This window comes from Pseudomonas sp. SYWMCR5 (assembly GCF_057197165.1).
Genome location: NZ_JBXUNH010000005.1, coordinates 97,677 through 113,366, shown reverse-complemented (window position 1 = coordinate 113,366; position 15,690 = coordinate 97,677). Strand labels below are relative to the sequence as shown.

Annotated in this window: 8 protein-coding genes and 2 pseudogenes; 2 read left to right on the top strand and 8 right to left on the bottom strand. The window is 59.2% G+C overall.

Annotated elements, in window-relative coordinates:
- Nucleotides 1-20 precede the first annotated feature (20 nt).
- Entirely contained in the window at nucleotides 21-2,396 is a 2,376-nt protein-coding gene (ppsA, locus tag AC2CGW_RS15040; protein ID WP_054892474.1) for a phosphoenolpyruvate synthase, read from the bottom strand.
- Nucleotides 2,397-2,577: 181 nt separating this feature from the next.
- Between ppsA and ppsR the strand changes: the two genes are divergently transcribed.
- On the top strand, nucleotides 2,578-3,396 hold the full coding sequence (ppsR, locus tag AC2CGW_RS15035; RefSeq protein WP_054892475.1) for a posphoenolpyruvate synthetase regulatory kinase/phosphorylase PpsR: 819 nt from the start codon (nucleotides 2,578-2,580) through the stop codon (nucleotides 3,394-3,396).
- Nucleotides 3,397-3,462: 66 nt separating this feature from the next.
- Here the strand turns inward: ppsR and AC2CGW_RS15030 are convergent, their stop codons facing one another.
- On the bottom strand, nucleotides 3,463-8,328 hold the full coding sequence (locus tag AC2CGW_RS15030) for an NAD-glutamate dehydrogenase (RefSeq protein ID WP_186666715.1): 4,866 nt from the start codon (nucleotides 8,326-8,328) through the stop codon (nucleotides 3,463-3,465).
- Nucleotides 8,329-8,659: 331 nt separating this feature from the next.
- Here AC2CGW_RS15030 and AC2CGW_RS15025 point away from each other — a divergent pair, with 331 nt between their 5' ends.
- Nucleotides 8,660-9,013: a hypothetical protein gene (locus tag AC2CGW_RS15025; RefSeq protein ID WP_063543983.1), complete on the top strand. Its 354-nt coding sequence runs from the start codon at nucleotides 8,660-8,662 to the stop codon at nucleotides 9,011-9,013.
- Between the two features lie 123 nt (nucleotides 9,014-9,136).
- On the opposite strand, the gene AC2CGW_RS15020 is transcribed toward AC2CGW_RS15025, so the two are convergent.
- From AC2CGW_RS15020 to AC2CGW_RS14995, 6 genes and pseudogenes are all read right to left on the bottom strand, one after another.
- The gene (locus AC2CGW_RS15020; protein ID WP_186667000.1) at nucleotides 9,137-9,529 is read right to left on the bottom strand and encodes a DUF2846 domain-containing protein; all 393 of its coding nucleotides are present in this window, start codon (nucleotides 9,527-9,529) and stop codon (nucleotides 9,137-9,139) included.
- 201 nt (nucleotides 9,530-9,730) lie between these two features.
- Complete coding sequence (locus tag AC2CGW_RS15015; RefSeq protein ID WP_484574243.1) at nucleotides 9,731-10,324, bottom strand: hypothetical protein; 594 nt, start codon at nucleotides 10,322-10,324, stop codon at nucleotides 9,731-9,733.
- Between the two features lie 43 nt (nucleotides 10,325-10,367).
- Nucleotides 10,368-10,676 (bottom strand): hypothetical protein, encoded by a 309-nt coding sequence (locus AC2CGW_RS15010; RefSeq protein WP_484574242.1) that lies wholly within the window; start codon nucleotides 10,674-10,676, stop codon nucleotides 10,368-10,370.
- Between the two features lie 1,104 nt (nucleotides 10,677-11,780).
- Nucleotides 11,781-12,227, bottom strand: a complete 447-nt coding sequence (locus tag AC2CGW_RS15005) for a hypothetical protein (RefSeq protein ID WP_484574241.1) — start codon at nucleotides 12,225-12,227, stop codon at nucleotides 11,781-11,783.
- 10 nt (nucleotides 12,228-12,237) lie between these two features.
- A pseudogene (locus AC2CGW_RS15000) lies at nucleotides 12,238-15,237 on the bottom strand (DUF637 domain-containing protein); the annotation flags it as partial.
- Nucleotides 15,231-15,674, bottom strand: a pseudogene (locus tag AC2CGW_RS14995) (IS5 family transposase); the annotation flags it as partial. The pseudogenes AC2CGW_RS14995 and AC2CGW_RS15000, both read right to left, overlap by 7 nt.
- Between the last annotated feature and the right edge of the window lie 16 nt (nucleotides 15,675-15,690).

Below are 15,690 nucleotides of genomic sequence, written 5' to 3'. Positions count from 1 at the left end.
CGCGCCCCGCGCGTGATGCATCAGGCTGCGCCCTGACCTTCGGCCAGGAAGAACCAGGTTTCGAGTACCGAGTCCGGGTTCAGCGACACGCTCTCGATGCCCTGCTCCATCAACCACTTGGCGAGGTCAGGGTGGTCCGAAGGGCCCTGGCCGCAGATGCCGATGTACTTGCCCGCCTTGTTGCACGCGGCGATGGCATTGGCCAGCAGCTTCTTGACCGCAGGATTTCGCTCGTCGAACAGGTGGGCGATGATCCCCGAGTCGCGGTCCAGGCCCAGGGTGAGCTGGGTCAGGTCGTTGGAGCCGATCGAGAAGCCATCGAAGTACTCCAGGAACTCTTCGGCGAGGATGGCGTTGGACGGCAGTTCGCACATCATGATCACGCGAAGGCCATTGTCGCCACGGGCCAGGCCGTTCTCGGCGAGCAGGTCGACGACCTGGCTGGCTTCGCCCAGGGTGCGCACGAACGGCACCATGATCTCGACGTTGGTCAGGCCCATCTCGTTGCGCACGCGCTTGAGGGCGCGGCACTCGAGCTCGAAGCAGTCACGGAACGACTCGCTGATATAGCGCGAGGCACCGCGGAAGCCCAGCATCGGGTTTTCTTCTTCCGGCTCGTAGAGCTTGCCACCGATCAGGTTGGCGTACTCGTTGGACTTGAAGTCCGACAGGCGCACGATCACCTTTTTCGGGTAGAAGGCTGCGGCCAGGGTGCTGATGCCCTCGACCAGCTTCTCGACATAGAAGCCCACCGGGTCGCTGTAGCCAGCGATGCGCTTGTCGACGCTCTCTTTCAGCTCAGGCGGCAGGCCCGCGTAGTTGAGCAGTGCCTTGGGGTGCACGCCGATCATGCGGTTGATGATGAACTCAAGGCGCGCCAGGCCCACACCCGCGTTGGGCAGTTGGGCGAAGTCGAAGGCGCGGTCGGGGTTGCCGACGTTCATCATGATCTTGAACGGCAGCTCCGGCATGGCATCCACCGAGTTCTGCTTGACGTCGAAGCCCAGCTCGCCCTCGAAGATGAAGCCGGTGTCGCCTTCGGCACAGGAAACAGTCACGCCCTGGCCATCCTTGAGCACTTGCGTCGCGTTGCCGCAACCGACCACGGCCGGGATACCCAGCTCACGGGCGATGATCGCGGCGTGGCAGGTACGGCCACCGCGGTTGGTGACGATGGCGCTGGCGCGCTTCATGACCGGTTCCCAGTCCGGGTCGGTCATGTCGGAAACCAGTACGTCGCCTGGCTGCACCTTGTCCATTTCGGACACATCGTGGATCACGCGGACCTTGCCAGCGCCGATACGCTGGCCAATGGCGCGACCTTCGACCAGTACGGTGCCCTTCTCTTTGAGCAGATAGCGCTCCATGACATTGGCGCTGGCGCGGCTCTTCACGGTCTCGGGGCGAGCCTGCACGATGTACAGCTTGCCGTCGTCACCGTCCTTGGCCCATTCGATGTCCATCGGGCGCTGATAGTGCTGCTCGATGATCATCGCCTGCTTGGCCAGTTCGTTGACCTCGGCGTCGCTGAGGCAGAAGCGCGCACGCTCGGCACGGTCGACCTCGACGGTCTTGACCGAACGACCGGCCTTGGCTTCGTCGCCGTAGACCATCTTGATCGCCTTGCTGCCCAGGTTGCGGCGCAGGATGGCCGGGCGGCCTGCCTGCAGGGTGTTCTTGTGCACGTAGAATTCGTCAGGGTTGACCGCACCCTGCACCACGGTTTCGCCCAGGCCGTAGGCGCCGGTGATGAACACCACGTCGCGGAAGCCCGACTCGGTGTCCAGGGTGAACATGACGCCAGCGGTGCCGGTTTCCGAACGCACCATGCGCTGCACGCCGGCCGACAGGGCGACCAGCTTGTGGTCGAAGCCCTGGTGCACGCGGTAGGAAATGGCGCGGTCGTTGAACAGCGAGGCGAACACTTCCTTGGCCGCGCGGATCACGTTGTCGACGCCACGGATATTGAGGAAAGTTTCCTGCTGGCCGGCGAACGAGGCATCCGGCAAGTCTTCGGCGGTCGCCGAAGAACGCACGGCCACGGCCATGTTGTCGTTGCCGGCAGCCATTTCGGCGAAGGCGGTGCGGATTTCGGCGTCCAGGCGCGCCGGGAAATCGGCCTCCATCACCCACTGGCGAATCTGTGCGCCGGTCTTGGCCAGGGCGTTGACGTCATCGACGTCCAGCGCATCGAGCGCGGCGTGGATGCGGTCGTTCAAACCACTTTGTTCGAGAAAGTCGCGATACGCCTGAGCCGTAGTGGCAAAGCCGCCCGGCACCGATACGCCGGCACCGGCAAGATTACTGATCATCTCGCCCAGGGATGCGTTCTTGCCCCCCACATGCTCCACATCATGGACGCCGAGCTTATCGAGGGAAACTACGTACTCTACCAAGGTGATCTCTCCACTAACTGTATTGGAAAAGCTCAAGGGCGCCCGCCTGTCGACTCTGCGGCTGGGCCGGGACGCTTGTGGCCTGGACCTGGAAAATAAGTGAGAATGCCGAACGACCGCGTTCGGCAAACCGAACCTATCATATCCAGAAACATTCGGCAGCTTAAGGCCTCAGGTGCAAATGAAACGATCCGCGTTCTTCATCTCCGACGGTACCGGCATCACGGCCGAAACACTGGGCCAAAGCCTGCTGGCGCAGTTCGAAAGCATTCCCTTCGCCAAATTCACCCGCCCCTACATCGATACGCTCGACAAGGCGCGTGCCATGGTCCAGCAGATCAATGCCGCGGCCGAGCGCGACGGTGTGCGCCCCATTATCTTCGATACCATCGTCAACCAGGACATCCGCGAGGTCATGGCCACGTCCAATGGCTTCATGATCGACATCTTTTCGACGTTTTTATCCCCACTCGAGCAGGAATTGACTGCCCATTCGTCGTATTCCGTGGGCAAATCGCACTCGATCGGCGGCAACTCCAACTACATGGAGCGCATCGAGGCGGTCAACTTCGCCCTGGACAACGACGATGGTGCGCGCACCCATTACTACGACAAGGCCGACCTGATCCTGGTGGGCGTGTCGCGCTGCGGCAAGACGCCGACCTGCCTGTACATGGCCATGCAGTTCGGTATCCGCGCCGCCAACTACCCGCTGACCGAAGACGACATGGAGCGCCTGCAGTTGCCGGCCGTGCTGAAAAAGCACCATAACAAGCTGTTCGGCCTGACCATCGACCCCGACCGCCTGACCGCCATTCGCCACGAACGCAAACCCAACAGCCGCTATTCGAGCTTTGCCCAGTGCGAGTTCGAGGTGCGCGAGGTGGAGAACCTGTTCCGCCGGGAAAACATTCCCAACATCAACTCCACGCATTTTTCGGTGGAGGAGATTTCGGCGAAGATCCTCGTGGAGAAAGGCGTGGAGCGGCGGTTCAAGTAGGGCCGCTGAAGACGAACAAAAAACCCCCGGCATCACTGCCGGGGGTTTTTCATTTCAGTGCCAAGGTCAGGACGGAATCACCACCGACTGCCCACTCAGCGCCAGGTCGACCAGCTCGCGGTTGGCCACCGCGTACATCGCATAGTCGGTGCCCGTGGCGTTGCGCAGGTCGTCGAGCATGGCGCGCCAGCGCTCGACCATTACCCGGTGCTGCTCGGCCCACAGGGCCACACGGGCATCCATGTCGTCCGGTGCATCAGCCATCTGCAACACGGAAATGGTGATCGCGCGCTGCTGCAGGTCGATGTCGTCGCGGAACGCCTCGCGGGCCAGGGCCTGCCAGTTGTTCTCCACCGGCAGGTTGCTGATTTCCTGCAGGTACCAGGTCAGGTCCAGCGCACTGCCCACGGCGAAGAACGCCTTGGCCACCTGCGCCGGATCGTGGCCGGTCACATCCGAGGCCTCGATGATCGGCAACAGGGTGTACAGGTGAGTGGTACCTGCCACCATGCGTGCCAGCAACTCCGGCACCCCGGCTTCGACGAAGCCCTGGTAGCGCACCTGCCAGCGTTCGCGGGTCGGCCCTTCCAGCAGTTCGTCGAGCTTGAGCCCCAGTTGCGCGATCTTCGGCCCGAAATGAGCGGTGTCACGACCAGCATCCTGCTCGTTGCGACGGCTGCGCAGGAACCAGCGGGTGGCACGCCGCCCAAGGCGCATCAGCTCGTCCATCAGGGTCAGCTGGATCTCGGCCGGCACCTGGTAGTCCAGGGCCTCGATCTGGCGGAACCAATGCGGCAGGTGGAAGATGTCGCGCACGATCACGTAGGCACCGGCAACGTTGGCCGGGCTCATGCCGGTGGACTCCTTCAGGCGCTGCACGAAGGTGATGCCCATGTTGTTGACCAGGTCGTTGGCGATCTGGTTGCTGACGATCTCGCGCTTGAGGCGGTGACGGCGCATGGCCTCGGCGAACTTGCTGACCAGCGACGGCGGGAACGCCGTCTCCATGTCACGGGTCAGGTAGTCGTCGTCCGGCACCAGCGACTTGAGCAGTTGCTCCTTGAGATCGATCTTGCTGTACGAGATCAGCACCGACAGCTCGGCACGGGTCAGGCCCTGGCCGGCGGCAAGACGTTCGGCCAGTTGCTCTTCGGTCGGCAGGAACTCGATGGCGCGGTCCAGCTTGCCCCGCGACTCAAGGTCGGCCATCAGGCGCTTGTACTCGGCGATCCGCTCGCGGGCGCGACGGGCCGCCAGCGACAGGGCCTGGGTCTGCTTGTAGTTGTTACCCAGCACCAGCGAGGAGACTTCCTCGGTCATGCTGCCCAGCAGCTGGTTGCGCTGCTTCTCGGTCATGTCACCAGCCTGCACCACTTCGTTGAGCAGGATCTTGATGTTGACCTCGTGGTCGGAGCAGTCCACGCCACCGGCGTTGTCGATGAAGTCGGTGTTGGTGGCGCCGCCATGCAGGCCGAACTCGACACGACCGAGCTGGGTCATGCCCAGGTTGCCGCCCTCGCCCACCACCTTGCAGCGCAGCTCGTTGCCGTTGACGCGCAGGGCGTCGTTGGCCTTGTCGCCGACGTCGGCATGGCTCTCGCTGCTGGCCTTGACGTAGGTGCCGATACCGCCATTCCACAGCAGGTCGACCGGCGCCTGCAGCAGTGCGTGCAGCAGTTCGGTCGGGGTCAGGCGATCAGCTTCGATGGCGAAGCGTTCCTTCATCTGCGGACTGATGGCGATGCTCTTGGCGCTACGCGGGAAAATCCCGCCGCCTTCGGACATGATCGCGCTGTTGTAGTCGGTCCAGGCCGAGCGCGGCAGCTCGAACAGGCGCTTGCGTTCGGCAAAGCTGGTTGCCGGGTCCGGATTCGGATCGACGAAGATGTGCAGGTGGTTGAACGCGGCCACCAGTTGCAGCTTGTCGGACATCAGCAGACCGTTGCCGAACACGTCGCCGGCCATGTCGCCGATGCCAACCACGGTGATCGGGTCTTCCTGCACGTTGATGCCGCGCTCACGGAAGTGGCGCTGCACGCCCACCCAGGCACCACGAGCGGTGATGCCCATGCCTTTGTGGTCGTAGCCAGCCGAACCACCGGAGGCGAAGGCATCGCCGAGCCAGAAGCCATAGTCGTTGGCGATGCCGTTGGCGATGTCGGAGAAGGTCGCGGTACCTTTGTCTGCGGCCACCACCAGGTAGGGGTCGTCGTCGTCATGACGCACCACGTTGGCCGGCGGCACCACGCCGCCGTCCTTGAGGTTGTCGGTGATGTCGAGCAGGCCACTGATGAAGATGCGGTAGCAGGCGATACCCTCGGCGGCGATCTCGTCGCGGCCGCCACCCAGCGGCAGGCGACGCGGCAGGAAGCCGCCCTTGGCGCCGACCGGCACGATTACCGAGTTCTTCACCTGCTGCGCCTTGACCAGGCCCAGCACCTCGGTACGGAAGTCTTCCTCGCGGTCCGACCAGCGCAGGCCGCCACGGGCGACGTTGCCGAAGCGCAGGTGCACGCCCTCGACCCGTGGCGAATAGACGAAGATCTCGAATTTCGGTACGGGCTTGGGCAGCTCGGGAATCAGGCGCGGGTTGAACTTGAAGCTGAAGTACGACTTGTTCTGGCCAGCGGCGTCGGGCTGGTAGAAGTTGGTACGCAGCGTGGCCTTGATCAGGTCCAGGTAACGACGCAGGATGCGGTCCTCGTTGAGCACCTGGACATCGTCCAGGGCGGTGAGGATTGCCTGCTCCAGGCGCTGCTGCTTGTCGTCCAGGTCATCCTGGCCGAGCTTGCGCGCGAGGTAGAAGCGGGTCTTGAACAACCGGGTCAGCTCGCGGGCGATGTCGGTGTGGTTGTTCAGGGTGCTGGCGATATAGCCCAGATCGAAGCCCAGGCGAATCTGCTTCATGTAGCGGGCGTAGGCGCGCAGCAACGCCACATCGCGCCATGGCAGGCCGGCGGTGAGCACCAGGCGGTTGAAGGCGTCGTTCTCGGCGTCGCCCTTGACGATGTGGATGAAGGCGTCCTGCAGCGTGTCGTTGAGCTGCTGCAGGTCCAGGCTCAGGCCTTCGCTGTAGGTGAAGGCGAAGTCGTGAATCCAGAACTCGCGGCCGTTGGCATGGCGCAGGCGGTAGGGGAATTCACCCAGCACACGCAGACCGAGGTTCTCCAGGATAGGCAGCACGTCGGACAGCGCCAGCGGCGTGTCGGCGTGATACAGCTTGCAGTGCAGCTGGCGCTCGCCCAGTTGGGTGAGTGGCTGGTAGAAGCTCATGGCCAGCGGCTTGGCTTCGGACAACGCCAGCACGTGCTGCATGTCCACCACCGCAGAATGCGCGGCGAAGCGCTCGCGGTAACCAGCCGGGAAGCCCTTGGGGAAGTCGGCGAGGATGTTGGTGCCCTGGGCTTCGCCGAAGTTCTCCACCACCAGCGCGGAGAAGTCGTCCTGCCACGAACGGCAGGCCTGGATCACTTCGTTTTCCAGCTGCTGCGGGTCGATGTCGATGCGGTTCTTCGGGTCGACCCGCAGGATCAACTGCACACGTGCCAGCACCGACTCGGAGAAGAAGGTCCAGAACTCACAGTCGGTAGCCTTCAGGCGCTCCATCAAGACCTGCTGGATCTTCTGGCGCACTTCGGTGGAGTAGATTTCACGCGGCACGTAGGCCAGGCAGTAGCAGAAGCGGCCGTACGGGTCCTTGCGCAGGAACACACGGATCTTGTTGCGTTCCTGGATCTGCACGATCGACATGGCGGTGTTGAACAGCTCGTCGATCGGGGTCTGGAACAGGTCGTCGCGCGGCAGCACTTCGAGCACCTGCGTGAGTTCCTTGCCCAGGTGCGCCTTGGGGTCGAAGTGCGAGCGGCGCTCGATCTCGGCGACTTTCCCGCGGATGTACGGGATGGTGTACACGCTTTCGCCGTACACCGTCGAGGTGTACAGGCCCATGAAGCGGCATTCCTTGATGACCTTGCCATCGGCATCGATCTGGCGGATCGACACGTAGTCCGGGTAGGCCGGACGGTGCACGCGGCTTGGTTGCGAAGCCTTGGCGAACGACAGCAGGCGCGGCTCGCGCAGGTAGCTGACGGCGTAGTCCTCGATGCGCAGGTCTTCATTGCTCAGGCCGCTGCGCAGCACGCGCGGCAGGCCGAGGAAGGACGATTCGTCGTAGACCAGGCTGCCACCGGCAGCGTCGGACTCGACCACGAACTCTTCGTAGCCGAGGAAGGTGAAGTGGTTGTCCAGCAGCCAGGTGAGGAAGCTCTGCACCTCGGCCTTGTCGTTCTGCGCCGGGCCGAAGGCGTTTTCGCCAACCAGCGCCAGCAGGTCGCGGACCTTGGCCTTCATCGGGTCGAAGTCGGCAACGACGACGCGCACATCGGCCAGTACCAGCTCCAGCTCGCGGGTCAGGCTGGTCAGCTCGGCGGCATTGGCGCAGCGGTCGATCTCCAGGTACATCAGCGACTCGTGGCTGACGCCTTCACCCTGGGTGCCCTTGGGCAGCAATTCGAGCAACTCGCCCTTCGGCCCGCGGCGGGCGCTGAGCACGGTGGTCTGCAGGGTGTGGATGCTGTAGCCGCGGCGGTTGAGTTCAGTGCGTACCGAGTCGACCAGGAACGGCAGGTCATGGTGCAGGACTTCGACCACGGTGTGCGTGGACTGCCAGCCGTGGCGTTCGTAGTCAGGGTTGTAGACCCGCACCTGCGCAGTGCTCGGGTCGAAGCGCTCGATGGTGCGCCAGGCAGAGAGGGTGCAGCCGGCCAGGTCGGACAGCCGACGCTGGGTGAGTTCGTCCAGAGAGATGATGCCGAAGAACTGTTCGGCGAACAGCGCCACTTGTGGCAGGGACTGCTCGCTGATGTGCTGCGCCAGGGCCGCCTGCAGTTGATGCTGGAAGTCGGCTTTGCTGGCTGCGGTGAAAAACGCCATCTGTGGTACTCCGCTTGGGCTTTGTTATAGGTGAAGCGTCGTGTACGTGCGCCATGTACGGATCAACGATAGCCAACCCGTAGCAGGAAGACGGTAAAACCAAGGCGTAGGACGCTTCCTTCGCGTCCATGTTCCAGGGATGGGCAGCTGCAAAGACGACTGCCGGTGGCTGTGTCTTTACGGTTGTCCATCAACTGGGCAGCTTAACGACTGAGCGGTCATCCCGGCTTGCAGCGCTGCGACATATTCGGTCAAAGGGCGGTAACATTGCGTTTATGCGCAAGGCCCAGACTGGCACAATCGCATTTCATTTCCTTGAACCGAGCTGCCCATGCAACTGAAAACCGCCCTGCTCTTCGCCACCCCCTGCGATGACGAGGAAGACAACATGGCGACCCTGTGCTGCCACAGCGACAAGGGCCAGATGTTCCTGCTCACCCGCTATCCGGACGAAGACACCGTCGACCTGACGCTCGATGACGAGCCTTCGACGCTGGACGGGCTGAAAGTGACCTTGAGTGCCGAGCGCCTGCTGATCGAGGTCTCCCCGGGGGATCGGGATGCACTCAGGGGTGATGAATCGTTGGAGATCCTGCTCACGTCGGCCGGTAGCGATCTGGAGGAAGTGGCGCTGACGCTGCGCAATATTCTCGAGGGAACGGGGACGTTCGTTTCCGAGATCTGAGGTGGAGGCCCCTTTGCGGGCTTGCCTGCGCAGAGGTCGAAGACGCATCGACAATGCACACAACAAAGGCGACTCAAGGGTCGCCTTTGTGTACTTGCCGATCAGCGCATGGATCGACAGCGCTTACTTGCTTTCCTTCGCGAGGGTGCCCAGCGATGCATCCTTGACCAGGTAGCGGCCTTCAAGGTCGCTCAGCACCTTGAGGCTGTTGCGCGCCATCAGCACGCCGACTTCGACTTCCTGCTTGAGGTAGATGACCTCACCGGCCTTCGCATTCACGGTCATCTCGGCCCAGTTCTCGGCCTTGGAGCTGATCACGTGGGTGCCCGGGGTCACGTAGAAGTAGATGTATTGATTGCCACGGTTGTAGCCCATTTCCGACTCGGCTTCCTTGTTATCGAGGAAGACGTTGAAACGCACCATCATCCCGGCGTTGCTCGGGCGAACGACGTAGACCAGGGCCTTGTCGGCTACCGCAGCCTTGGGCAGCGAGTAGTTGGCGACCTCCGCCTGCATCTTGTCCGCCGAGGGGGTGGAGGCGCAGCCGTAAAGCAGCGCAATGGAGAGTACGGCGGTGGCTTTGAGGAGGGTCTTGATCACAACGGCTTCCTTGCTAACGAAAGGGTGGTAGGGGCGGAATAGCGGCGGCAATATTAATTCGCCATCATCTTGGCGTCAACCTGCTGGCTTCTTTCCAAAAAGATAAATCGAAACCTCTCAACTGCCGTGCGCGTTAAAATCGAATTTTGTTGGCGCGTCAGACGACAACATGTACAACACAGCCTCTTCATACCTCTCCAAATCACTTGCTAGCCACGACTCGCCGCCTCTTACAAGATGAAACTTTACAACCACTCCAAGCTCATCCAGCAAAACAATCGCGGCAAAATCACCGGATAAAAACTTGAAGTCTCGCCACAACGAGAAGACTTCAGAGACAAACAAAAGCGCCTGCACCAGATAATCCCCAGACACATAGTCATCTATATGCAGAGAGTTAACAAAGCACTCAAACCCCGTGCAATCCTGAAAATTCGAGGCCGTAGCGCTAGAACACGAAGCCTTCAAAGCATTTAGAAATACGCATCCTTCCGACAGCAAAAACCCTGAATTAGCAATCTCGACCAGCTCACGTTCAAGAACAGAGCCACTACGATTCAAGCCCCGTACTACGCGCTGCATTTTTTCATTTGAACACATGCCTTGATTGCCCCGCCCCATAAGAGCCAAACACGATTCCACAAGCACCCTTTCCGAAATGGAAGTGAACCAGTACCCTCCCTTGACGTTATCAAGGGACGTATAATCCACGGGAAAACAGTCCCGATTTCAAGTAGACACTAAAAATCCATTCTCAGTAAGGGCACACTTCCCCCCCTGCGCGCCAAAACCTATAATACGACTCCAAATCAATATCAAACGCAAACAAAGGCTGCGCAATATACCAAGCAAGATAATAATCTGCAGCCAGCCCGTAGAGAGACTCGAACAAGGCATAGATCTGATCCGAATCGGAAATCTTGCTAGCCCGAATAGCATCCCCAACCTCGTCAAACAACCAATAATGGGGAATATTTTGTTCAAGCGCACTTTCCAGCCTTTGCTGATCAACGAATAAGACCTCAGCACTACGACAAATTTCAGTGATTTCGGAAACACCCAAAGCTTCACATATCTTTTCTTGAGCCTTAAGCCATTCGCCCCCCCTAACCGAACAAGCGTGTACTGATCGGCCTCAATTTTAGGTAAAAGATATAGAGAACCCTCGCTTCTCCCCGACTCAATGACACTTGCAGCCCTACCCATCAAGTTCTCTGCAAATGGAAAATATCCAAATATTGTTCGAAGATCTTCATTGGAATTGTGAGCTTTCAGCAACCCAAGGAAATGGGACTTATCAAACCCACTCTCCCCTTTACAAAAAGCACACCAATCTGACAACAAATTTCCCACACTTGAGCCCTCACAATTTAGGCAGAGGTGGCAATGGCTTAGGATCAACCTACTTTAGTCCGTGCAGTTAACAATGGGCTATGTAGTTCTGTGACGCATTAAATTGCTCTCACAGGGTCGATGTAGGGAGGCATGCTTCACTCAAGCTCGGACCCTTTTTGGCTCAAGCAATCCGTGCTCGAGAATCATTTCAAAATTTACTTCCCATCACCCCATTTGAAATATGAGGCAACACATATCCCAAACCACACAGGTACTGCATAAGCTAAAAAACCAGGAAATAATCCGGAAATATCAGACCAGCCAAAATCCCACACATTATGCTCATAATAAATAATTATGGCCCCTAAAAACTTTGCCATAACACCTGTAAAGAAAAACAAAGCAACTAAATATATAAAAAGTAGTACATAAGCTTGAAACCTCGACTTAGGCCTTATCACTCATCATCTCCCATTCCCCCTAACCTACCGCCTACGACCTCGGACGTCTGGGATGCCACGGAGGCACCTACCGCCTTTCCTGCGTTGTACTCGACAACATAACCGCCTGGACCATTTTGAGAAATCTCCACATATCTCAGCGCGCAGCCTACATAGCTGGAAACATCCTTAATAGATGTTCTCTGAGAAAACTTACCAACGTTTTAGAAGCCTGAGCTTGGCCCATGACGGTAGAACACGAAATCAATATCAATCATCAAGCCGCCTTTACTGTAAGCGTTCGCACTCCAAGATATTTCTATTTATCTTGGCCCTGGCAAAGGTCTGATCGCACCATCTGCCGCCCCGCTGCTCCAGCCCCTTCTGCACCATCAACTTACCCAGGAAATTTTATCCTCATTTAAATAATATAGCCCCTCAAGCGTTCCTGAAATTTCAGGCAGCTCGAGAAGACATTCTGAAACATATGAAAAAGGAAGTCCGTCCCTGAGCTCTTGAGCTCTTGCAGAGTAGTCTGCCCAAGACGGCTCAACCACCCCATTCCAGAATGTAACAAAGGAGCCATCTCCAAGAAGAATGACAGGCTTCAAGCAATCCACTCCCCCGCCGCCATCCCAGTACAGATAGCCTAAGTAACTAGAACCATCCCTCTCGACAAAACTAGCACGAACGATTACTTGAGCGTCGGCACAAGTTTCCTTATCAAGGAGAGGACGAATTGTCAGCTCATCTTCAGCAGACTCATCCATAGGAAAGTACCAAACACCAAAACAAGTGAGATCATTAACATCCAATTCATATATTTGCTTATCATTCATGCCTGCATACCTATTTAATAAAGTGCTTGATTGAGTCAAACAATTCGGGGCGCCCTATATCGCCATAGGCTTTCTGCAACCCCGAGCTTATTTGCCCAGCAGTATACCTAGCCGGCTTACCACCTACCATTGGAGGCAAATACTTACTAATAGCTTTATGCATAGCATCAGGATTCATCTTTCCCGTATGAGAGTACTGGGTAATTAAAGTCGCAGGATGATCCAGCATGTCATTTTTCGTATACCCCAGCATCTTCCCCAAATATTGAGGCAAGGTGTGATGCGCCTGAAATCCTTTATTTAATCCCTGAAGCTATCGATAAGTAGAACTAATTACGTCAGGTACAATCTGGCCTGTCGCTTTTGCACCAGAGCTGGCGGCCCCCTTAACCAAGTCCGGCCCAAACTTCGCCTCAAGCGCTGCCAGCGCTTCCTTCGAAATCTTCGGGGCTACTCGCTGAACCGCTGCCGCCTTACCTTACGGAGAAGGGAACAGTAGATCAATCGCAAAACCTACGTAGCGTTCCCAGTCCTCGGGTTCGAACAACGTCTCCCTCATGCTAGCAGGTGAGAACTCGGCACCGAGGAATTTTGCAACCTTGGGATCAAGGTCAGCAACCTTTGTCGCCTCGCCATCTGCGATCCTGCGCAAATCGCTCAGCACTACCTCTACGTCAAGATACTTCCCTTGGGCGCGAAGCTCCGTCAAGCCCCGCTCCAACCGCTCCTTGGCCTGGCGGTGAACCTGTTGATTATAGGCTGTCGCGTATTTGGCAATCTCAGCCCCTTTAGCGAAGTCACCGTCTATTGCCGCTACGGCGAGCAGCCCAGTGATCTGAGCTGCCATCAACTCCAGGTTTTCATCGCCACCCACCATGCTCGAAAGCGCCTTGCTCAACGCTTCATTAGCACCCGCTGCGACGGCACCGCTTGCGAAATCACTTCCGGTCGCTTTCGCTACCAAGCCGCCTAACAATGCATGCGCCAATACCTTCTGAGGGCTGCCGTCCGGGTATTTCCCGAGCGCCCAGTCCCCAATCAGGTTGAAACCGATGGCCATGCCAAAATTACCAGCTTGCGCGACGAGGTTACCTTTCAGGTTCTCGCCGAAGCTGCCGCCTTTGACTGCTGTTTCCGCCCCCGCCAGCAGCACCCCTTGTGTGGTGGAATACAGGCCGAACTGTGTAATACCCGAAATACTTCCTAAATCGAACCCTTTGGTGATCTTGTTGATATTGTCAGTGGAGACACCAAAGGCCTTGTCAAGCTGAGGTGTAATGACATAAGCCGCTGCAGCGGCTATCGCATAGCTTTTGAGGTTGTCCTTGTTCAGTGCAAATTTGACGCCTTGACCGATATCGCCGCCGTTGTTGATAGTGCCCACAGCAAGATTGCTGGCCAATGCTCCTGTCAGTGGTCCCAGATAGGCTGCAGCTACGATAGCGATCACCAACGATGGCGCGGCACCTAATCCAGACTGGCTGTACTTGAAGGAGTCATGAATTTCCTTCACTTGCCGCCAGTCCACATCTCCGCGCTTTTCGACCTCCTTCAACCACGCCAACTGCGGATCGGCCGCCACCATGGCATCGATGCTCTGGCTGATGCTGGCCTGATCGATATGCTTGACGTCGACCTTCAAGCCATCCACCGCCTTGATCAGCACGTCACCATTGGCCGTCAACTGGCTCTGGCGCACGGTCTCGTCGGTGTTGCCCTTGCCCTTCATGCTGGTCCAGGCCAGATCACCCTTGCTCTTCTCGTGACTCTCCTGATGCAGGTCCTTGACCGCCTCGAACGTCACCGCGCCGCCGCTGTCGATGGTCAGGTCATTACCCGAGGCGAGCTTCGCCCCCTGGTACAACTGATCGCCGCCGCTCTTGAGCGTCAGATCACCACCGCTGCTGACTTCGCTACCCACCGCCTTGACGTCGGTGACTTCGTCGCGCTGGGTCTGCTTGCTGCCCCAGCCGCCTTTCTTGCTCATGTCGTACAGCGAATACTGGCTGTCGTTGGCCGCCAGCAGTTCCAGCTTGTCACCCGCCACCAGGTAGGCTTCCTCGCCGGCGCTGACTTTGCTCGCCACCAGGCGCAGGTCACGTCCGGCGTCGATGGCCAGGTCGCCGCCGGCCTTCACCACGGCAGACTGCTGCTCGACGTCATCCTCTTGCCGCTCGTACTTGGTCTTGCCCTTTTTGCCCTTGGCGTAGCTGTGTTCCTCGTTCGCCGCAGCAGCCAGGGTCACGTCGCGGCCGGCCTGCAGGGCCAGGTCGCGGCGTGCCTCGACTTCGCTGGCGACGATGCTCAGGTCCTGGCCTGCCGTGGCGGTGAGGTTGCCGCCTGCGCTGATCTCGCTGCCGTACTGGGTGATGCTGGTGTCGTGGCCGCTGACACGGCGGCGTTGATATTCGTGGCTGTCGACGCCTTCCTGGCTGACGATGGACAGGTCGCGACCGGCATCCAGCCTGATATCGCCACCCGCCTTGAGCACCCCGCCCACGTTGCCGATATCCCGCCCAGCGGTGATGGTCAGGTCGTTCGCCGCCTCGATGCGCGCAGCGCTGTCGACCAGGTCCTTGGTCACATGCTCGCCACCGGCCCGGCCTTCCAGGCGGGTGACGCTGCGTTCGTTGATCACACCGCCGGTCAGCGCGGTCAGGCTCACTTCACGACCGGCGATGATCCCGCCCTGGGCGTTGCGGATCGAGTCGGTGGCGAGCATGTCCAGGCGCCCGCCTGCTTCGATTAGCCCGGTGTTGCTGATGTTGGTGGCGCTGGCGGCGAGGTTGTTGGTAGCACGCAGGGTGCCGACGTTGACCAGGTCGCCGCCGCTGATCAGGTTGACGTCACGGCCCTGGATCAGCGCGCCGTTAGGAGCGACGCGACCGTTGGCGTGGGCCAGGTACAGCACCGGGGCCAGCACCTTCTCGCCGTTGACCTCGACCTGCTCCATCCAGACGATGTCGTGGGTCAGCGCGGCGACCTGCTCGGCGCTGAGCGACACGCCTATCCCGTTGGCGTCGCAGAGCATATGGATTTTGGTTGTCAGGCCGCCGCGACTGCGGCCTAGAGCGTGATCGGCAGGCTCGTCAGCCCCCCTTTTTTCCGCGCTCCAGATGAAGCACGGGTTGCTCGAACAGCGGTCGAATCAATCATCCAGGTGTGGGGATCGATCAAACCTTTGTCATTGAGTCTGAGGTGCAATCGTCTGAGCATCTGATCGAATGTTCCGCGGTTTCGCCAGAGTCGGAAGCGGTGATAGACCGTCGCCCAAGATCCGAAGCGCTCGGGCATATCTCGCCAGGCTGCTCCTGAGCAGAGCACCCAGAGCACACCATCGAGCATCAAGCGATCACTGCTGCGGGGCCTGCCCCTGACGTGGGCCGCCGTAAAGAGGTCGGCGACCACTGCCCATGCTTCATCCGAGAGTTCATAACGCTTTGCCATCACAGAATTCCTTTCC

What these genes read in the sequence shown, in the direction of transcription:
- AC2CGW_RS15025 (WP_063543983.1), top strand. Translation starts at nt 8,660, where the DNA reads ATGCAACTGAAAACCGCCCTGCTCTTCGCCACCCCCTGCGATGACGAG.
- AC2CGW_RS15020 (WP_186667000.1), bottom strand. Translation starts at nt 9,529, where the DNA reads ATGCAGGCGGAGGTCGCCAACTACTCGCTGCCCAAGGCTGCGGTAGCC.
- AC2CGW_RS15005 (WP_484574241.1), bottom strand. Translation starts at nt 12,227, where the DNA reads ATGAATGATAAGCAAATATATGAATTGGATGTTAATGATCTCACTTGT.
- ppsR (WP_054892475.1), top strand. Translation starts at nt 2,578, where the DNA reads ATGAAACGATCCGCGTTCTTCATCTCCGACGGTACCGGCATCACGGCC.
- AC2CGW_RS15030 (WP_186666715.1), bottom strand. Translation starts at nt 8,328, where the DNA reads ATGGCGTTTTTCACCGCAGCCAGCAAAGCCGACTTCCAGCATCAACTG.